At 26.4% G+C, this 20,347-nt stretch carries 16 protein-coding genes; 6 read left to right on the top strand and 10 right to left on the bottom strand.

Annotation, left to right across the window (positions count from 1 at the left end):
• The first annotated feature begins 55 nt into the window (after positions 1-55).
• The 4 genes from fliK to ACZ5OA_RS00115 are packed head-to-tail and all read left to right on the top strand — an operon-like array spanning position 56 to position 6,772.
• Positions 56-1,471 (top strand): flagellar hook-length control protein FliK, encoded by a 1,416-nt coding sequence (fliK, locus tag ACZ5OA_RS00130; RefSeq protein WP_464907510.1) that lies wholly within the window; start codon positions 56-58, stop codon positions 1,469-1,471.
• A gap of 58 nt (positions 1,472-1,529) precedes the next feature.
• A complete protein-coding gene (locus tag ACZ5OA_RS00125; protein WP_464907509.1) occupies positions 1,530-2,204 on the top strand; it encodes a FlgD immunoglobulin-like domain containing protein in 675 nt (224 codons plus the stop codon).
• A gap of 3 nt (positions 2,205-2,207) precedes the next feature.
• Positions 2,208-4,178 carry a flagellar hook-basal body complex protein gene (locus ACZ5OA_RS00120; RefSeq protein ID WP_464907508.1) on the top strand — a complete coding sequence of 657 codons (1,971 nt, stop codon included), beginning with the start codon at positions 2,208-2,210 and terminating at the stop codon, positions 4,176-4,178.
• 50 nt (positions 4,179-4,228) lie between these two features.
• On the top strand, positions 4,229-6,772 hold the full coding sequence (locus tag ACZ5OA_RS00115; RefSeq protein ID WP_464907507.1) for a flagellar hook-basal body complex protein: 2,544 nt from the start codon (positions 4,229-4,231) through the stop codon (positions 6,770-6,772).
• A gap of 6 nt (positions 6,773-6,778) precedes the next feature.
• On the opposite strand, the gene ACZ5OA_RS00110 is transcribed toward ACZ5OA_RS00115, so the two are convergent.
• From ACZ5OA_RS00110 to dnaA, 5 genes are all read right to left on the bottom strand, one after another.
• Positions 6,779-8,170: an NAD(P)H-hydrate dehydratase gene (locus ACZ5OA_RS00110; RefSeq protein ID WP_464907506.1), complete on the bottom strand. Its 1,392-nt coding sequence runs from the start codon at positions 8,168-8,170 to the stop codon at positions 6,779-6,781.
• 14 nt (positions 8,171-8,184) lie between these two features.
• Complete coding sequence (locus ACZ5OA_RS00105; protein ID WP_464907505.1) at positions 8,185-8,457, bottom strand: NifU family protein; 273 nt, start codon at positions 8,455-8,457, stop codon at positions 8,185-8,187.
• 363 nt (positions 8,458-8,820) lie between these two features.
• Entirely contained in the window at positions 8,821-11,091 is a 2,271-nt protein-coding gene (gene gyrB / locus ACZ5OA_RS00100) for a DNA topoisomerase (ATP-hydrolyzing) subunit B (protein ID WP_464907504.1), read from the bottom strand.
• Between the two features lie 53 nt (positions 11,092-11,144).
• Positions 11,145-12,206: a DNA polymerase III subunit beta gene (gene dnaN / locus ACZ5OA_RS00095; protein ID WP_464907503.1), complete on the bottom strand. Its 1,062-nt coding sequence runs from the start codon at positions 12,204-12,206 to the stop codon at positions 11,145-11,147.
• A gap of 131 nt (positions 12,207-12,337) precedes the next feature.
• Positions 12,338-13,642, bottom strand: coding sequence for a chromosomal replication initiator protein DnaA (dnaA, locus tag ACZ5OA_RS00090; protein WP_464907502.1), 1,305 nt, complete (start codon positions 13,640-13,642; stop codon positions 12,338-12,340).
• A gap of 130 nt (positions 13,643-13,772) precedes the next feature.
• Between dnaA and ruvC the strand changes: the two genes are divergently transcribed.
• Entirely contained in the window at positions 13,773-14,234 is a 462-nt protein-coding gene (gene ruvC, locus ACZ5OA_RS00085; protein ID WP_464908301.1) for a crossover junction endodeoxyribonuclease RuvC, read from the top strand.
• Between the two features lie 533 nt (positions 14,235-14,767).
• On the top strand, positions 14,768-16,096 hold the full coding sequence (locus ACZ5OA_RS00080; protein ID WP_464907501.1) for an FAD-dependent thymidylate synthase: 1,329 nt from the start codon (positions 14,768-14,770) through the stop codon (positions 16,094-16,096).
• 26 nt (positions 16,097-16,122) lie between these two features.
• On the opposite strand, the gene ACZ5OA_RS00075 is transcribed toward ACZ5OA_RS00080, so the two are convergent.
• Genes ACZ5OA_RS00075 through ACZ5OA_RS00055 form a run of 5 tightly spaced genes read right to left on the bottom strand, consistent with a single transcriptional unit; the run spans position 16,123 to position 20,345 of the window.
• The gene (locus ACZ5OA_RS00075) at positions 16,123-16,977 is read right to left on the bottom strand and encodes a Wzz/FepE/Etk N-terminal domain-containing protein (RefSeq protein ID WP_464907500.1); all 855 of its coding nucleotides are present in this window, start codon (positions 16,975-16,977) and stop codon (positions 16,123-16,125) included.
• A gap of 30 nt (positions 16,978-17,007) precedes the next feature.
• Complete coding sequence (gene queF, locus ACZ5OA_RS00070) at positions 17,008-17,391, bottom strand: preQ(1) synthase (protein WP_464907499.1); 384 nt, start codon at positions 17,389-17,391, stop codon at positions 17,008-17,010.
• A complete protein-coding gene (locus tag ACZ5OA_RS00065; protein WP_464907498.1) occupies positions 17,392-18,864 on the bottom strand; it encodes a YifB family Mg chelatase-like AAA ATPase in 1,473 nt (490 codons plus the stop codon).
• Positions 18,834-19,343, bottom strand: coding sequence for a peptide deformylase (gene def / locus ACZ5OA_RS00060; RefSeq protein WP_464907497.1), 510 nt, complete (start codon positions 19,341-19,343; stop codon positions 18,834-18,836). The genes ACZ5OA_RS00065 and def overlap by 31 nt, the downstream gene beginning before the upstream one ends.
• Complete coding sequence (locus ACZ5OA_RS00055) at positions 19,344-20,345, bottom strand: GGDEF domain-containing protein (protein WP_464907496.1); 1,002 nt, start codon at positions 20,343-20,345, stop codon at positions 19,344-19,346.
• Between the last annotated feature and the right edge of the window lie 2 nt (positions 20,346-20,347).

The following is a 20,347-nucleotide window of genomic DNA, read 5'->3' as shown; positions in this document are numbered from 1 at the left end:
TAAGGGAATAATTATTGCTTATAAATTTTAATAATTCAATATTTAGGATATATATATGAAAACAGTGGCTATTGAAATACCAAAAGAAAATATAAAAACTAAACAGGCAAATAATATAGAAACTAAAGATAGTAATTCTAAAGATAAAAAAAATATCAACTTTTTAGACTTATTATTAAAAGATATAAAAACTAAACAAGCAAATAATATAGAAACTAAAAATAGTAATTCTAAAAATGAAAAAGATGATATTACAAAAGATATACAAGAGCTTTTAAAAGATTTATTGTTAAATAAAGATAAAAATATTTTAAATGAAATCCCAAATCTGAATAATGTTTTAAATAAAATAAATTTTAATCAAGATATAGTAAAAGAGATTAAAAACATAATTACAACCAATTTAAAACAACAAAATATACTTTTAACTAAAACTGAAATAAATCAATTTAAAAAAATTGACAATATTACTGATTTAATTAAATTTGCAAATAAAAAAGAGTTAAACATTAAAAAATTAACATTTAAAATAACTGAAAATTTAAAAGAAAGTCCTAAATTACTTGATAATAAACAAAAACAATCTAAGATATCAACATCTCAAATAATTTCTACAAAAAAAGAGATCACAAATACTACACCTAAAATAGTTATCCCTCATAAAGCTAATATTAAAACAAACTCAAAAAATAGTGACAAACAAATATCTATAAAAAATATTATACAAGATAATATAAAAAACAATAAAAACAATAAAAACACAAATAATAATATAAAAACTTCTATAAATAAAACAATTCAAAACAATTCAATTATAGATAAAAAATTAAAACTAAATAATGAGTTAAAAACTTCTACAAACAAAGTAACTAAAAATAATCACACAATAGATAAAACACTTCAATTAAATAATCATAGCAATAATATAAAAACAAATACCACAAAACAAATAAATTTAAACTCTTTACTAAATAATAATGCAAAAGAAAAAGTAGAAAAAACTATTTTACATAATTCACAAAAAAAGTCAATAGATACAAATACACAAATTAATTCCGATGTGAATATCAATGAAATAAAAGCAAAACAAGTTTTAGCAAAAGATACAATTAATCATTTTAAAAACAATTTAGACGAAGCTATTAAAAACTACAAACCACCTATTTCAAAAGTAAATATAGAACTAAATCCTAAAAATTTAGGAAAAGTAGAAGTAAGTATAATCCAAAGAGGAAATAATATTACATTACATATGAATACAGATCAAAGTAATGTAATTCTATTTCAAAATAATCAAGCAGAATTTAGACAAGCTTTAGCTAATATAGGGTTTAGTAATATAGATATGAATTTTAATTCTAATCAAGAAAAAGAGAGAAGACAAAATCAAGCTAAAAAAAGTTATAAAAATAATAGTAATGATATAGATTTTTCAGATATTGAAATTGAAGCAAAATATAAATATGCATAAATAAAAAATTATTCCATTTGGAATAATAATTGCTTAATATCCTAAAAAAGGATATATAATGGATGTTACAAGTACAACTAATGTAACTAAAACAATTTCAAATGACCAAGTAGCGTCAAATCCTAATGCTCAATTAACTTCAGATGATTTTATGAAACTTTTTATAAAACAACTTCAATATCAAGATCCTACTAAACCTATGGATACAGATAAAATGCTTGAGCAAACTTCTCAAATGACACAACTTCAAAGTAATACTGATTTAAAAAATGATTTACAAAAATTAATAGACAGAATGGATTCAAGTGCTCAATATTCTTCTATTGGAATGATAGGAAAAATAGCTAATAATGGTCAAGATAAAGTAACTATAAGTGATGCAAAAGATTCAAATCAACAAATTCCTTTTAAACTATATTTCAAAGATGATTTCAGTGAAGCTAATGTGAAAATATTAGACAGAAATGGAAATATTGTTAAAAGTATAAATGTAAAAAATGGACAAAAAGGACTTCAAGATTTTTCATGGGATCAAAAAGATAATAATGGACAACCAGTAGATGACGGTGAATATTCAATAGTTGCAGATTATACAACTACTGATAATAAACAAGAATCAACAAAATTAGGATATTATCCAATCACTTCTGTTCAGTTTGATAATGGTAAAACATTAGTGAAAATGGCAGATAATTATGTTCCACTTTCTTCTATAAAAGAAGTATCGGAGTAAAATATGAATATATCTTTTTATAATGGGGTAAATGGAGTTAAAACATATCAATCTGGTATAGATGTATGGGGTGATAATATTGCCAATATAAATACAACTGGTTTTAAATCTCAAAATGTAGATTTTAAAACACTATTTTCTTCAGGAAATACATCCACTTATACTGGTATGACAATCGATTCACCAGTAGTTCAAAGTGATATTGGATTAGGTGGTGCTGACGCTGTAACTACTATGAATACAAAACAAGGAAGTTTACAAAATACTGATAATATATTTGATATGGCTATAGAAGGTAAAGGATTTTTTAGAGTTCAAGGTCAAAATGGAGAAAATTTTTATACAAGAGCTGGAAATTTTGTAAGAGATAATACAGGAACATTAGTTAATGCTAATGGAGAAAAAGTCTTAGGTATTGATGCGAAGACTTTAACAAAAGAGGGTGATAAATGGAACTTTAATTCAAATATAGACACTTCAAATATTTTGAATAATACAACTTCTCTAACTTCTTTAATAGCTCCAGAATCAATAACTTTCCCAGCACTAGCTTCTACAAAACTTTCTTTATCTGGAAATTTGAATAATGGTAATGTAACAGATAATGTAAAACCTGCTAGCATAAATAGTGATTTTGGAGTTTTGTATAATATTGACCAAAATAATATGAATATTAAAAATGGACAAAATTCAGTATTTGGATTTGGTAATAATATAAAATATGAATCAGGACTTGTAAAAATAGATAATTGTATAAATAATGACCCCATCGATGGAAAAGATGTAAATATTGATTTTGATGTAAATGGAGTGAATATAAAACTAACATTACCTGATGGAAGTAGTAAAAATACAATAATAAATGCCTTGTCTCAAAAATTAGATGATAACAATATTCTTTATGATAAAACAGATAATGGAATTACTATAAAATCAGCTAATAAACTAATAATTAAACACAATAATGGAGATTTTTTCCCTAATGCAAGTGCAGAGATCTTAACATACCAATCAAAAGCCGATACTTCAAAAGGTGAATTTACTACGATTAATGATTTTGTCAGTGAAATCCAAAATTTAGCAAATAACGTATATCCTAATACTACTAAAGTAGGGGTTGATGAAAAAGGTAAATTATATATACAAAATAATGCAGATACCCCAATTAATACTATATCTTTGAAAGCAAACAATACAAATGATATGTTTTTTCAAAATTTAGGAAGATTAGGAAATCAGATTAATCCTCGTACTGCAAGTAATTCTTTAGTATTTAATCACAATTATCAAGGTTTTACAGGAGATATTATAGATTCCGAGGGAAATAAAAATAATCTTAAATTTGATTTTACAAAAACAAAAACAAATGATAATACAACCACTTGGAATACTACTATCACAGAAACCCTGCCAGATGGAACTGTTGTATCTACAAAAAATCAAGATTTTACTTTTGATAAAGATGGTGGACTATTATCACCTACAACTATAAATATAGATAATAATGGCACATCTTCAACTATTAATTTTGGTGGTAATTTTGCAGGATTAACTTCTTTTGACAAAAAAAATACAGGTTTTCAATATTCACAAGATGGACTATTAAATGGAAACTTAACTAAATATGATATTGATCAAAATGGGGAAATTATTGCTAATTTTTCTAATGGAAAAGATGGTGTAATTGGTGCAATTCCACTTTTTCATTTTCAAAATGAACAAGGTCTTGATAATATAGGTAAACAAAATTTCACAGAAACTTCAAATTCTGGTAAAGCTTTTACTTATAAAAGCAGTGAAGGAAACTACATCTCAGGTGCACAAATAAAAAATTATTCATTAGAAAATTCAAATGTTTCAATGGCAAATGCTCTTACAGAGCTTATTGTTATGCAAAAAGCATTTGATTCAAATTCTAAATCAATAACAACATCTGACCAAATGATTCAAAAAGCTATAGATATGAAAAGGTAATGGAATATATTTTGCTTAATATATTTATAATGTAAATTAAGGAGTTTATTATGATGAGAAGTTTATGGAGTGGGGTTAGTGGATTACAAGCCCACCAAGTTGCAATGGATGTGGAAGGTAATAATATTGCGAATGTAAATACCACTGGTTTTAAATATTCAAGAACAAACTTTCAAGATTTACTAAGTCAAACAGAAAAATCTGCAACTGCACCACAAGGTGAACTAGGTGGTAAAAATTCACTTCAAGTAGGACTTGGTTCAACTGTAAGTAGTGTCGAAACTATATTTAAACAAGGTAGTATTCAAAAAACTGACAAATCGACAGATATGGCACTAAGTGGTGATGGATTTTTTGCAGTAACTGGAGATGATGGGAAAACAAGCAAATATACTCGTTCAGGAGATTTTACATTTGATAATGATGGGAACTTTGTAGATCCTAGCGGCTATAAAGTAGAAGGATGGTTGGCTGATAAAAATAATAAAATTGATTCAAGTGCTGGGGTAAAACCTATTTCTATTCCACCTGGTCTTACAACTCCTGCTCAAGCTACAAGTAAAATTTCAATTAAAGCAAATCTTAATAGTGGTGATACCATAAAAGAAATGTCAAATACTGATGCAACTTTGCTTCCAACAGATGATTTAAATGGAACATATAATTCTATTGGAGAAAAGATAAACTTGACAGAAGATGTTGATAACTTTAAATTTGTTTTAAAGAAAAAAGATGGAACACTAGATACAGTTACATTAACTTATGGAAAAAGCACTTCAGATACCGATGGGAAATTCACAACAGTCAAAGAATTGATGGATGAAATTAATGCAAGCATCAAAGACACTACAGGTGAAACAAATTATAAAGTTTTTTTAAACGGAAATGGAAGAATAAGTGATCCAAATAATGCAGTAACATTTGATACCTCATCAAATACATCAAAATTATCTACTATTCTAAAATCTCTAAATGGCGCTTCAACAACTAGTGGAACTATAAAACACACAAAAAATGCTTTTATAGGTTCAGATGATGTTGGTGAACTTTTCAATCAAAATGGTGAAGCTTTTCATTTAACTGATGGACAAGGAATTATTAGTAATATAGAACAGTTAGGAGAAAATAGAAAATTCATATACACATCTCAGCCAATAAATGCAAATACTGGTTGTGGTGGGACTTCAGGAAGTTACCATGCAAAAGATCCAGTAACATCTGATTCAAACGAAGGTACGCACTGGACTTATGATGAAAATAATGAAAGAGCCTTTTTTAATGTAAATCAAAAAGTAAAATTTAATACTAGTGCAGGAGACACTTTCACATACACTTATGGAAAAGATTTCCAAACAATTGCTGATTTATGTTGTGTTTTAAATAAAGATTTATCTGATAAGAATGAAGATGATAATATTACTTTTTCTAATGGTAAAATGCACGAAAGTGATGGTAGTGTAATTACTAATGTAGCAGTTCAAGACAGTAATGGAGGAGCAGTTGCTTCTGATTCTACAACAGATGAAGGAAGAATAGGTAAAATCTTATCAGGATTAAATGGAACAAACGCAGATACAAATGAATTTAAGAAAAATGATATTTATTATTTTCACGATATTTCAGACTTAGAAAATTTATGGCAACAAACAGTAGATGATAGTGGAAATCCACTTAATTCTACATCAGGTAATAGTGGTATAGTTACATTAAAAGATGGAAAATTAAGTATTAAAAACACTTCTTCTAATTCTTTTAATATAGCAATCAAAGGTTATCCTGACGAAGACCATGATAATCAATTATTCACTGATGCTTTCAGTTCTATAAATGGAACACTTTCAGCTGGTGGAACAGCACTTTCACAAGTAATGAATGCTGCAACTCATACGACAAGTTTAGATATGTTTGATACTCTTGGAAGTAAACATACAATAACAATACATTATAGAAAGAATCATACTTCAACTGGTGCTAATGATCCAACTGTATGGAATTTTTATGCAGATGTACCAAGTCCATCAACACTTGATAATCCAGCTAGTGGATATGTTAAATTTAATCCAGATGGAAGTTTAAATAGTTTTAATCCACCAAGTTTAATATTTAATCCAAATAATGGTAGTGATGCTGGACAAGCAGTTCAACTTAATTTTGGTGATTTAAATGGATTTGGAGGTCTTACAAGTTTTGATTCACCAAGTGCAACATCAGGGCAAACTCAAGATGGTTATCCAGGAGGTGATCTTCAAGATTTAACAATAGATCAAACAGGAACAGTTATTGGTGTATTTACAAATGGAAGAAGTTATTCGTTAGCACAAGTAGCAATGGCCAAATTTGTAAACAATGAAGGTCTTATGCATGAAGGTGGAAGCTTGTTTAGTGCAAGTGCCAATTCAGGAGATCCTATCATAGGGACTGCTGGAACTGGAGGTAGAGGAAGTATTGAATCAGGTGCATTAGAGATGAGTAATGTAGATTTAAGTAAAAGTTTAACAGAACTTATTGTTATACAAAGAGGTTTCCAAGCAAACTCAAAAACAATTACTACATCAGACCAAATGCTTCAAACATTATTAGACCTAAAAAGATAATCTTTTTTAGTCTAATAAATCTTTAAAATTATCAATTAATTTTAGAGGTGTTAAATTATAATTAGGTTTTATATCCCCCGCAAGTGAATGAGCTAAGCTTGCAGTAATGGTAGCTTTTAAAGGATGATATCCTTGTGCTAAAAGACTTCCTATCATTCCAGATAACACATCTCCACTACCACCTTTACTAAGTGCCCCAGTTCCATAAGGATTTATATAAAGTTGATTTTTATACACAATAATTGTATTACTTCCTTTGAATAATAACACAACATTAGGATATTTTTGACTAAATTCTAAAGCTAATTTAAATCTATTTTCTTGAATTTCGCAAGTAGAATATTTACCTATTTTACATATTTTTAGAAGCGAGGAAAACTCTTTTGGATGAGGTGTTAAAACACTATTTTTTTTCAAACAATGAAGAATCTCTTTTTTATAAAACATATCTGCATCAATTACTTTTGGAATATCTAATTCACAGATACTTTCTAACTCATCATCATAAAAGTTACCCATTCCCATACCAAAAGCAAGTGCAGAATAGTTTCCTAAGCTATATGAATGCATAATTTCATAAGGAATCTGGATTTTTTCCTTTGTAACAGCTGTTACAAGCCCAGCACCAAAATTAATTCCTGCAAGTGCAGATATTATACCTGCGCCCTCTTTTTCTCCTACCAACACTCCTAAATGTCCATAAGTTCCTTTATGAGAAGTTTTTTTCTTCCTAATAGGTAAAAGCATATCACTTTTTTCCAATACAAAATATTTACTTTTTTGTATGTAATTTTTAAAACTTATTCCTAAATTTGCTACTTTTATCTCTCCTACGAAATCTTTTGCCGTGTCATTATAAAGAGATAATTTTTCAGCCCCCATTGTAATCGTTACATCAGCTTTAAAAATTTCACCCTTTTTATTTCCATTATCATCAAGTCCAGTTGGAATATCACAAGAGAGTTTAAATCCATCTTTTTTATTTACATTTTTTATAATAGAATTTATTTTATTATCTAATTCTCTTTTTAATCCACTTCCAAAAATAGCATCTACAAAACAATCATATTTTTTTATTTTTGATTTATCAATTTCAAATTCAGAATATTTTCCACCAAAATTTTTATATCTTTTAAATTGCAATTTTGACATTTTACTTTTTGCACCAAAAGGTAAAAACAGATAGACATCAACTTCTTCTAAAAGCATTCTAGCTAAAGTTATTCCATCTGCACCATTGTTTCCAGGCCCTGAAATAATAAAAACTGATTTTAATTTTCTATTTTTTATCTCTTCATACATTTTAGAAGCAGCATTTTCCATTAAGACATCTTCACTCATTCCAAGTGAATAACATCTTTTATCAAGCGAATAAACTTCTTTGAATAGTGGCCTCATTTTTACCTCTTTATTTATACTTGAAATACTCTTATTTTATCTGTATCAAGTTCTTTTCTTAAAGTCTCTTCAATAGCAAATAGTGTGGCATTTCCACTACTACAAGTTGAACAAGCTCCTTGATATCTTATAAAAAGTTGTAAATCACCATTTGGTGCTTCTTTTACATCAATTACTTCCATTCCACCGCCATCCATTGCAAGAAGAGGCATAATTTTTTGGCTCAATACCGGATGAATTTCTTCAAGCTTATCTGTTAAACTAAGTTCATCAAATTTGTTACTCATTTTTTCTCCTACTTATAAATTTTGTTTATTATAATAAAATTTTATCTCTTTTATGCATTTTTAGACTTAATTACTAAAAAAATAAATTATGAAAAAATTAGTAATTTTAACTGTGTTAGTATCTTTATTATTAGGAACTTCACTTATAACACAAATAAATCCAGAAAATATAGAAAAATTTAACAAAAAAGATAAAAGGTAAAAACAAAGCTAAAAAACTTTTTGATGAACTTAAAGAGAAATTAAAAGATTTTAAAAATAAAATCTTTTCAAAATAATTAGTTTTTTATATTACCAAATGAAGCATTCTGTTTCGTATTTTGGTATCTTTATAGTTATGTATTAAATAGAGTAGCTCTACTATTATACATCTAAATTTTCTACATCTTTGGCATGTGTTTGAATATAATTTCTTCTTGGTTCAACTTCACTTCCCATAAATAGTTCAAAATATTCACTTGATTCTTCTATATCTTCAATATTTACTCGAACTAAAATTCTATTTTCAGGATTCATTGTAGTTTCCCATAATTGTTCAGGATTCATTTCTCCTAAACCTTTATATCTTTGGATGTTTGCACCACTTCTTGCTTTTTTCTCAACCGTTTCAAGTAAATCAAGTAAATCTCCATCTACTAAATTTTTATATCCTGATATTTTTTCATAAGCTTTAGTAGCTCTTTTGAATAAATAGTGATTAGTTAAATCATCATTAATTATAATTTCTTCTAAACCTCTATTTGTTTGTATGAAATAATTATCATCTTTTTTATTTAAAATATTAAATCCAATTGATTTCAAATATTCTTCTAAATCACCCGTACCTTCTATCAAAAATCTAATCACTTCAATAAGTGAATATCTTTTTTGTAAATGATTTAAGGCTATTTTATATTCAGCAATATTTTTAAGAAGCTCAAGAAGTTCTGGTCTTCCTATGTCTAAATCAAGTGAATCAATCCCTTGCTCGATTAGATATTCATTAAGTTCTTTATCATCTTTTAAATATTTTTCAATTTTACCTTTTTTATATCTATAAAGTGGCGGTTGAGCAATATACATATATCCTTCTTGGATTAATTCTCTTAAATATTTATAGAAAAATGTCATAATAAGTGTTTGAATATGACTTCCATCAACATCGGCATCCGTCATTATAATAATTTTTTTATATCTAATCTTATCTGGATTAAACTCTTCTGCTATTCCACATCCAAGAGCTGTAATTATATTTTTTATTTCTTCACTTGAAAATACTTTTGTGAAATTTGTCTCTTTTTGAGTATTTAAAATTTTACCTTTTAATGGTAAGATTGCTTGAAAGACTCTATCTCTTCCTTGTTTTGCACTTCCTCCTGCACTATCACCTTCGACTAAATAAAGTTCAGATATTTCAGGGTCTTTACTTTGACAATCAGCTAATTTTCCTGGAAGTGTTCCAATACTTAGTTTTGATTGTTTTCTTGTAAGCTCTCTTGCCTTTTTAGCAGCTAATCTTCCACGAGCCGCATCGATTGCTTTATTTGCTATAATTTTTGCTTCATTTGGATGTTCTTCAAAATATCTACTTAAAACTTCATAAGTTATTTTTTGAATTACTGGCTTTACAAAACTACTTCCAAGTTTTCCTTTTGTTTGTCCTTCGAATTGTGGGTCACCAAGTTTTACAGAAATAATAGCATTTAAACCTTCTCTTACATCTTCTCCAGAGATTTTGATATTTTCTTTAAGTTTCATCTCTTTATTAATATAATTGAGTATAGCTTTACTTAGCCCTACTTTAAATCCACTTTCATGTGTTCCACCATCAATAGTATGAATATTATTTACAAAACTAAGCATAGTTTCACTATATCCTGTATCATAACATATAGCTACTTCAGCTTCAAATCTATCTTCTTCAGTCTCAGATTCTTCTTTGAAATAGATTACATCACTAACTTTCTCTTTTTTGCTTAAAGTTAAAACAAAATCTTTGATTCCACCCTCTGAGTGAAAACTTTTTTTAACTTTTGTTATTTCATTTTCATAATTAATTGTGATTTGGGAATTCAAATAAGATAATTCTTCAAATCTTTTAACTAAAATAGAATCTTTAAATTCATTAGTTTCAAAAATAGTATCATCTGCATAAAATTGAATACTTGTTCCTGTTCTATTTGTTGTACCAATAACTTCTAGCTCAGTTACTGGTTTTCCTTTTTCAAAAGTTTGTTCATAAACTTCGCCATCTTTTTTAATAGTCATTATAAGTTTTTTACTTAGAGCATTTACAACACTCACACCAACCCCATGAAGTCCACCACTTACTTTATAAGTGTCACTATCAAATTTACCACCTGCATGTAAAATAGTTAAAACAACAGTAGCTGCTGGTATTTTTTCAGTAGGATGAATATCAACAGGAATCCCTCTTCCGTTATCAATTACAGTAACACTTCCATCTTTGTTTATTTTTATATCAATTTTATTACAAAATCCAGCCATTGCTTCATCAATAGAATTATCTATTACTTCATAAATCATATGATGAAGACCTTTTTCATTAGTATCACCAATATACATACCAGGTCGTTTTCTAACAGCTTCTAAGCCTTTTAAAACTTTAATATTCTTTCCACTATATTCTGACATTATTTTCCTTTTTTAATATATTTGTAATTATATCAAATTTTTATATACTTATTTCAAATGCTAAGTGGCATTATTATGGTTTGGAAATCTCCTTCTTTTAAAGTAAACGGTATATTTGCTTCATTTAGACATAATTCAAATATTTCATTATCTATAACACTTAAAAAATCTAATATAAATCTTGAATTAGCAGCAAAAATAAAATTTTCTAAACTACTCTCAATATTCATAGTTGTTTTTGCTTCGAATGTTTCTTCACTAATAGAATTAAATTCTAAAATAGAATTATTAATTGTGAATTTAACTTCATTTGAAATTACAGTTATTTGTTTTATTTTTTTTATAAATTCACTTTTATTTAATTTTATAATTGTTTTATAACTATTAGGAATAATTCTTTGATAATTTGGAAATTTCCCATTTATAAGTTTTGTGAAAAATTTTATATTTTCAGATTTTATAATTAAATTAATTTCATCAAAAAATAGTTTAAAATCATTAATAAATAGTTTTCTAATCTCAGCAATAGCTTTTTTGGGTATTATAAGCTCTATTTGTTTTGAATTATTATTTTTTGTTGAAACAATTGCTAATCTTTTTGTATCTGTAGATACTAAATCAATTGTTTCATTATTTATATTAAGTAATGCACCATTTAATTCATATTTAGGATTATTTGTATCTATAACTGGTAATATTTTTTTAAATCCATCCATAAAAATAAAAGGATCCATCACAATTTCTTTTGAATCTTCTACAGTAGGTAATTCAGGGAATTCATTTGCATCAAATACAGGTAATTTATAAATTGAACTATTTTGTGTAATAGTAGCTATATTGTTTTCTATTTCTAAATAGATAAAATCATCATTTAAAGCTTTAATTATTTCGTAAAATTTTTTTCCATTAATTGTTGCTTTTCCTTTTTTTATAATCTCAGTTGATTTATCTTTTAATTCTACCCCAAATTCTTTATCAGTTGCTTTTATTGATAAATGTTCTTCAGCAATTATTAATAAGTGTGATGTTATTTGAGAGTTGTCTTTTTTTTCTATAAAATTTATTGCTATAGCTAAATTATTTTCTATGATTGATTTTGTAAATTTTAGTTTCATTTCATTTTCCTTTTATTTATATATTTAATAGTAATAGTAGTAGGCTATGTGAATAAGTGAAAAACTAATAAAAAGACCTAAAATAAGGTGTATATATATGTTAATATTTGGTGAAAACATATTCACATTATTCACGATGAGCTCTTTAATTTATTAATTAATTCTTCTAGTTTTAATTTAAAGTCTTTATCTTCTTTTATTTTTTTATTAAAAGCTTTAATTGCATGACTAACAGCACTATGGTCTTTTAGTCCAAAAAATTTAGCAATATTTGTTGTTGATTTTTGGGTCAATTCTCTTGCTAAATAGATTCCTGTTCTTTTAGCCAAGACAATTGCTGGTTTTCTACTTTTTGTTGTTACTTCACTTGGTTTTAAATTGAATTCTTTTGAAATTAATGTTAATATTATATCTAAATCTACTTCTTTATTTTCAATTTGATCTTTGAAAATTTCTTTTGTAAAATCTAAATTAATTTCTTCACCTAAAACATTAGCCATTGCATATGTTTGTGTTATCATTCCTTCAATTTCACGAATATTATTATTTAAACTAGTTGCTATAAATGTAATAACATCTTCTGGAAGTTTTATACTGTTTAATTCACATTTTTTTCTAATGATTGCTATTTTAGTTTCAAGTTCTGGTGGTTGAATTTCTGTGATAATTCCTTGCTCAAACCTTGAAGATAATCTTTTATCTATACCTAAAATATTTTTAGGATGCCTATCTGCTGTTACACATATCTGTTTTTTATGTGTTATCAATTCATTGAATGTGTGGAAAAACTCTTCTTGTGTTTTTTCTCTTCCTTCAAAAAATTGGATATCATCAATTATAAGTAGATCGCACTCACGATATTTTTTATGAAAGCTATCCATTGTTTTGTTTCTTACATTATATGTGAAATCATTCATAAATTGTTCACTTGTAACATAGGTTACTTGGAGTGAATCTTTAAGTCTATTTCCTATAGCATGGAGTAAATGAGTTTTACCAAGCCCAACTCCTCCATAGATAAACATTGGATTATATAGAGTCCCCGGTGATTTGGCTATGGCTTTTGCAGTATTGCATGCAAACATATTACTTGGACCTATTACAAATGTCTCAAATGTGAATTCTGGTATTAAAGTAGCTGTTGATTTTGATATTTCTTTTTGGATTGATTCTTCAAAAGAATTTTTAATAGATCTATTTTGGTTTGTAATAAATTCAATTTCTGGTATTATTTCAGTTAACTTTTGATAAATATTTATCAATTTTTGAGTATAGTATCTTTTTACATATGTAGCAATATAAATATTGGGAGTTTCTATAATTAGATGATTTGAAGTCGAATTTTTTTCATCTAATTTAAGATTTTTTATATATTTGTTGTAAATATCAGAATCTTCACTGTTTTTGAGTGAAAATTTTATTTTATCAAAAATCAATTTTTTACCCTTTGTATGTGATAAAGGTGAAAATAACACCAATTAATGATTTATTATACCAAAAATATGGATAAAATCAAACAATTTTTTAGTGAATTAAATGTGAAAATATAGTGAAAAAGGAGTGAATATAAAAATATTAGGAATAGATCCTGGAAGTATTAGATGTGGATATGCAATAATTGAAAAAGAGAAAAATAGAGTGAGATTAGTTGATGCTGGAGTTATAAAAATAAAAGAAAAAATCTTACAACATCAAATTGCAGAATTAATCGAAGGACTTGATACTGTTTTAGATAATGATATTGATGAAGTTGCAATAGAAGATATATTTTTTGCATATAATCCAAAAACCGTCTTAAAATTGGCTCAATTTCGTGGGGCACTAAGTCTTAGAATTATTCAGAAACATGGTAATTTTAGTGAATATACACCTTTGCAAGTAAAAAAAGCAGTTACCGGTAATGGAAAAGCAAGTAAAGAATCAGTCGCATTTATGGTAAAACGAATTTTGGGAATAAGAGGTGAAATTAAGCCACTTGATATTACGGATGCTATGGCTATAGCAATCTGTCATTCACAAAGAGTTTAAATACTAACTAAATAAACGAAACAACTACAAATTTTAACGAAAAAAAGCGTTAAAAAAAGTGTGCTTCAAACCCGAAGGGCGCTTGCGTTGACACTTTTTAGCTTTTTGTAGTGTTAATAAATTTGTTTTATTGTTAAGTGTTTTAAGTTAGTATTTAGAATTATATTTAGTAGGTAAGAAAAGATGAAGAATAATAATTTTTATTAAAAAGGAGTCATGAAAAAATTATCTTCATCAGTTGCTTCAATATAATTATAATAGTTTAAAATGAATTAAAAATGAATTATTGTTTTATTGTTTTATTGTTTTTTAAAATTATATATATGGTATAATAAATTATATATATAATTGTGTTGTGTTGTTTTATATGTCCCCAAAAGGGGAAAAAGGAGTGTCGTATGAAAACAATAATTTTTTTATTCAAAAGGAGTCGTAGTATGAAAAAACTATCTTTCATTCGGGCAGTAGAATTATAATCAATAAAAATGAATTAGAAATGAATTAAGAGAAAAATTGTCTTATAAAGGTAAAAAATGAATATAAAAATTTTGGATTTAAATTATAAACCAACTGATATAGCAGTAGGAAGTGCAAGAAGTTGTTATGTTGGTAAAAGTATTGTAACTCCTGAAATGGCACAAAATTGGGATAAAAAGAGTGAATTATTAAATTCTATTTTTAAAGCAGGGCATCATACAACACTTCAACACTATCATTTCACTATTTTGATTGAAGGTATGAGCAGACATCTTATTTGGAGATTACTTCATTCTCATATGTTTTATAATAGTGAACAAGTATCTCAAAGATATGCAAAAATGAGAATAGAGAATTTTTATATACCCAAAGTAGCAAATCAAGAAAAGTGGAATAGTTATTACAATAAAATGTTTGAATATTATGAGCTATTTTGCAAAAAGTTAGAACCGATTATGAAAGATAAACTTCCTAAATTTCAACAAGATAGTGCTAAGAAAAAAGCACAAGAAATGGCGAGATATTTACTTCCAGTAGGAATGAAAGCGCATCTTTATCACACTATAAATGTTGTAACTGCTCTTAGATATTTAAATGCAGTTAATTTTTTACCTGAAAGTCAAATAGAAGCAAAAGAGTTTGCTAATAAGCTAGAAATTGAGATGCTTAGAATTGATTCAAATTTGAAACCATTAATTGAGTTTGCAAAAAATCAAAAAGCAGTTTTTCCAAAAATTAATATGGATAAATATAGAAGTGAAAATAGTGTGAAAATCTTTGATATTGTTAATCACAATTTTGAAATGAATGCAAATTATGCAGGAGTTTTAAGAGAATCTAATCTGTTTTTAGATGAAAGTCTGCTTGGAGGATTTAATTCTTATATCAAATTATCTTTTTCAGCTGATGCACAAAACCAAAGGCATAGAAGAAGCCCTGCAATTCGCCCAGCAGTTAAAGATATTTATAGAAGAGATTATTATATTCCACCAATTATAAAAGATAATTTATTAGATGAATATAAAAAAGCGATTAATTGTAGTTATTACTTTTTTGAAGAAGAATCTAAGAATATAGAATTTGGAGAAGCTATTTATGCACTTACAAATGCACATAATATTGAAATTTTAGAAAAAGATGACTTTAATGAATTTACACATAAAGCGCAAATGAGATTATGCTATAACGCACAACAAGAGATTTTTGATATTGTGTATGAACAAATTAGACAATTAGAAGAAAATGGAGTAAATACAGATAACTTTTTACCACCTTGTGCGGTTAGATACAAAGAAGGTATTAGACCATATTGTCCTGAAGGCGATAGATTTTGTGGGGTGAAAGTTTGGAAATTAAAATTTAGTGAATATAAAAGAGAAATTTAATAAACTTTAGCAAAACCTAAAATAGGTTATGCTTTATTTTCATCTTCTTCTTTAAATCCTTTAATAAATTCGATAAAGAATACTAAAAAGATAGCTAAAATAAATGAGGTAACGAATGCAACTATTACTATTAATTTCTTTTTAGGTTTTATTGGATAATCGTGTTGTTCAATTTTTCCAATAATTTCAGTTTTGTTGATATTCATAGGAGAAATTTTATTTTGAAGATTTAATGTTTGTAATTTAGATGAAATTATATCTTTTTGATTTTCATTAATATTATCTAGAATTATTTTATAAATATTATGATCTTTTACATTTTTCAATTGTATTCTTAAAGTAATTATTTGTTTTTTTAATTCTTTTGAATAATTTTTTAATATATTAATTTGTGAATTAATATTTTTTATATAGTTTTTTATTTTTTTATTTTCTTTTTTTTGTATGGAATTAAGTATTTTATTTAAATAATCCATTCCTTCTTTATTAGAAAAATTATCAATTTTTAAATTTAAAATATCTCTTGTTCCTTTTAAAATATCAATATCAACTTTTGGATATGTTGTTTTGTCATTATTAAAAGAGGCAAAATTATTTTTTACATAAATTTTAACAGTTTGAGGTTCTAATAAGTAAATTTTATTATTATTATTATTATTATTGCTAATATAGCCTACTTGAATATTTGCTTTTGTTTCATAAATAGGAGTTTTTGAAAAAGCATAAATTCCTGCTAAAACTGTTATTATTATTGTAAAAATAGCTATAAATTTTTTATATTTCCAAATTGTTTTAAATAATTCTCTTAAATCGATTTCATCTTCGTCGCATTGTGGCATAGACATATATTGTACTGGTACCATTTGTTGTTTGTTTTCCATTTTTTCTCTTTATATTTTTTTGAAATTATATCAATTTTTTTTAACTATTTCACTATCAATTTCAATAACAGTGTGAACATTACCTCTTGGTTTGAAATCTGCTGTAACTTTTAATTTTTTAGGGCTAATTTTGTTGTAAATTGTGTCATAAATTTCATTAGCACTATCTTCGTGAGAAATATATCTATACATAAAACTATTGATATATAGTTTAAGTGCTTTTAGTTCTACTACAAATCCATTAGGGATGTATTCTACATAAATTGTTGCAAAGTCAGGATAACCACTTCTTGGACATTTTGCCATAAATTCAGGCAAAGTTATTTTGATTAGATAATCTTTTTTATGTTTGTTTGGCCAAATTTCCATATTTTCTATGCTAAATTCTTTTATCTCTTTTTCACCATATTTCATTTAAGTCCTTTTTCTATAATTTAAAGCTTCTAAAATAGCATTTTTGTTTATTTTATCATAATTTTCTATATCAGCAATAGTTTGAGCTACTTTTAATATTTTAAATTCACTTCTTTTTGAGAGGTTAAAGTTAGTTATTGCTTTATCCAAAATTTCACTGGCATCTTTTTCGATATTAAATTTCCAATTTTCAGGAAGTCTTGCATTAAAATAACCTCTTTTGATTTGTCTCTCAAAAGCAATCAAAACTTTTTTAAACATCTCTTTTGATGAAACTACCGAAGTATCGTCATCTTCTGTCATTTGTAAATATAAATCAATTCTATCAATTAATGGCTCGCTTATTCTATTTTTGTATCGTTTTATTTCAAGTTCGCTGCATCTGCACTCTTTTTTACTAAGTAAATTTCCACAAGGACATGGATTCATAGCTCCTGCAAAAAGAATATTTATATTATATTCGATTTTATTATTTACTCTTGAAATCAAAATTTTTCTTTCTTGCAATGGAAGTCGTAAGTTCTCTAAAACATCTTTATTAAAGTATGGAAGTTCATCGAAGAATAAAATTCCGTGATTTGCTAAAGCAATTTCTCCCATTTTTGCTCCTCTTGATCCACCTCCAAAAATAGCTGGTTTGCTACTTGAATGGTGTGGCATACGAAAAGGGCGAATGGGTTTAAAATCTATTTCTCTATTTTCAAGTGCATTTACTTTTTGAGTTTCCAAAATTTCTTTTAAACTCATCGGCGGTAGAATATATCGAAGACGATTAATTATCATACTTTTACCAACTCCTGCACTTCCTTCAAACAAAATATTATGCATTCCAGATGCACTTATTAAAGCAGCTCTTTTTGCATTTTTTTGGCCTTTTACATCTTTGAAGTCTAACTTGAATTTATCTAAATAGTAATATTTTTTAGCATTAATTTCTATAGATTTTGCATTTATATTGGTTGGTTTAGTAGGAGTTAGTTTTAGATTGAAAAATTCATTTATATTATTAAATCCATAAACTTCTATTCCTGGAATTAATGAAAGTTTATCAGCTATACTTTTTGCAGTTATTATTTTTTTATATTTACTACCTAAAACTATACTGAAAATATCTGGAGTTTCTTTGATTGCTCCATCAAGTCCAAGTTCTCCTAAAATCAAATATTCACTCAAATCAAGTTCACTATTTTGCAAAAGTATTCCAAGAGCAATTGGCAAATCTAAAACAGTTGAATTTTTTGGTAAATTTGCAGGTGAAAGGTTTACTATTATTTTAAGTGGAGGAAAAGCGAAGTCGTTGTTAAGTAAGGCTGCTTTGATTCTTTCTTTACTTTCTTGAACAGCATTACTTGCAAGTCCAACTATACTAAATCCAGGTAAAGCTTTTATAAAGGTAGTTTCAACTTCCACTTCTTTTGTGATTAAATCAAAAATAGCAGAATTTATTTTTTTTGTTTTAGTTTCTTTTTCCACTCTTTCTCAAACTTTTTTCTTTTTATGTAGTCTAATTTTTCTACAAATAGATGTCCATCTAAATGGTCAGTTTCGTGTTGAAAAGCTACGCTTAAAAGCCCTTCAGCATCTTGAATATGAACATTACCAAATCTATCATAAAATTTTACTTTTACATTTGCATATCTTTCAACATCATCAAAATAATCAGGTACACTCAGACACCCTTCTGTATCTTTTTGAGAGCCATCCCAAAGTAAAAATTCAGGGTTTATTACTTCTATTTTACTTTCTTCTCCTTGCTTTCCTTCTTCATTACCTATATCAATAATCACGGCTCTTAAAGGAACTGCTACTTGAATAGCTGCAAGTCCAACACCTTGATTACTAACCATAATTTGATACATATCATCAAGAAGTTTATGGAGCTCATTATCAAATCTTTCTACTGGTTTTGAAATTTGTTTTAAAATTTTGTTTGGATAAGTTACAATTTCCAATTATTTTCCTTCACATATTTTATATAAAACGTCTTCTGCTTCTGCTTCTTCTAATTTATTGTAAATACAATTTATAATACTTTCCATTTTATCGCTATTGATTGTTAATTCACTTATACCAATAACAATCTGAATTTCAAGTTCATCATCTTCAATAAACATAGAAGAATTACTAATCATATCAGCAAGTCTTTCGCTTGTTCTTATTGCCCCAATTCTGTCTGTATGTTTTAAAAGCATTGCAAATTTACCATCACCTAAGTGGGCTACTATATCAGTTCTTCTTGAAGTTTTAAGTAAAATTTTTGCTATCATTTTATTTACAACAATTTTAGATTTATCACTTTTTAATTTATTTATAACACTGTCTTTTGCTTTTAAAATAATAATTGAGCTTATATGTTTTAATGATTTAATTTGCTTTATCTCTTTTTCAACTTCACTAAAAAAATATTTATTATTGTAAATTCCATATAAAGAGTCAAATATAGACTCTTTTTCAATTTCTTTTAAAGTAGATAAGTTTTGTGCATAAATTTCTTTAATTTCTTGTAAAGATTGAGAAATTTTTTTGTTTATTATATCTATATTTTTTTTACTATTTAATAATATATTTTTAAATACTTGTGGAGATGCTGCACTATCTACTTCTTTTAAAAAATAATTATTTTTATCTTTTAGAAGTGATGATAGTTTATAAATCATAGAAGTATCTTTTACTATTTTTTTAGAATATTGAAAAGATTTTTTTAATTGTTGCTCAAATTTTAAATCTTCTTCTAACTCATTACTACTTTCAAGTTCAATTATTTCCATTACAGATTTTTTAAATTCATAATTTTCTTCTTCAATCATATTGAAAAAATAGATATTATAATAGTATGGAATTGGATAGATATTTTCTTCTATCAACTTATCTAATACTTTTTTAGCAAATAATTCAAGTTCTGTCGAAGCTTCCTCTAAATCTGCTGTTAGTTTTATATCTTTTTTTTGTATCATTT

The organism is Thioreductor micantisoli, assembly GCF_055392745.1.
The sequence above is the reverse complement of the archived record's forward strand: the minus strand, read 5'-3'. Positions and strand labels throughout refer to the sequence as shown.

Coding starts and splice junctions, on each gene's coding strand:
- gyrB (WP_464907504.1), bottom strand. CDS start 11,091: ATGTCAGAATATAGTGGAAAGAATATTAAAGTTTTAAAAGGCTTAGAA.
- ACZ5OA_RS00120 (WP_464907508.1), top strand. CDS start 2,208: ATGAATATATCTTTTTATAATGGGGTAAATGGAGTTAAAACATATCAA.
- ACZ5OA_RS00110 (WP_464907506.1), bottom strand. CDS start 8,170: ATGAGGCCACTATTCAAAGAAGTTTATTCGCTTGATAAAAGATGTTAT.
- queF (WP_464907499.1), bottom strand. CDS start 17,391: ATGAAATATGGTGAAAAAGAGATAAAAGAATTTAGCATAGAAAATATG.
- ACZ5OA_RS00115 (WP_464907507.1), top strand. CDS start 4,229: ATGATGAGAAGTTTATGGAGTGGGGTTAGTGGATTACAAGCCCACCAA.
- ACZ5OA_RS00055 (WP_464907496.1), bottom strand. CDS start 20,345: ATGATACAAAAAAAAGATATAAAACTAACAGCAGATTTAGAGGAAGCT.
- fliK (WP_464907510.1), top strand. CDS start 56: ATGAAAACAGTGGCTATTGAAATACCAAAAGAAAATATAAAAACTAAA.
- dnaN (WP_464907503.1), bottom strand. CDS start 12,206: ATGAAACTAAAATTTACAAAATCAATCATAGAAAATAATTTAGCTATA.
- ACZ5OA_RS00125 (WP_464907509.1), top strand. CDS start 1,530: ATGGATGTTACAAGTACAACTAATGTAACTAAAACAATTTCAAATGAC.
- ACZ5OA_RS00105 (WP_464907505.1), bottom strand. CDS start 8,457: ATGAGTAACAAATTTGATGAACTTAGTTTAACAGATAAGCTTGAAGAA.
- ACZ5OA_RS00080 (WP_464907501.1), top strand. CDS start 14,768: ATGAATATAAAAATTTTGGATTTAAATTATAAACCAACTGATATAGCA.
- ACZ5OA_RS00075 (WP_464907500.1), bottom strand. CDS start 16,977: ATGGAAAACAAACAACAAATGGTACCAGTACAATATATGTCTATGCCA.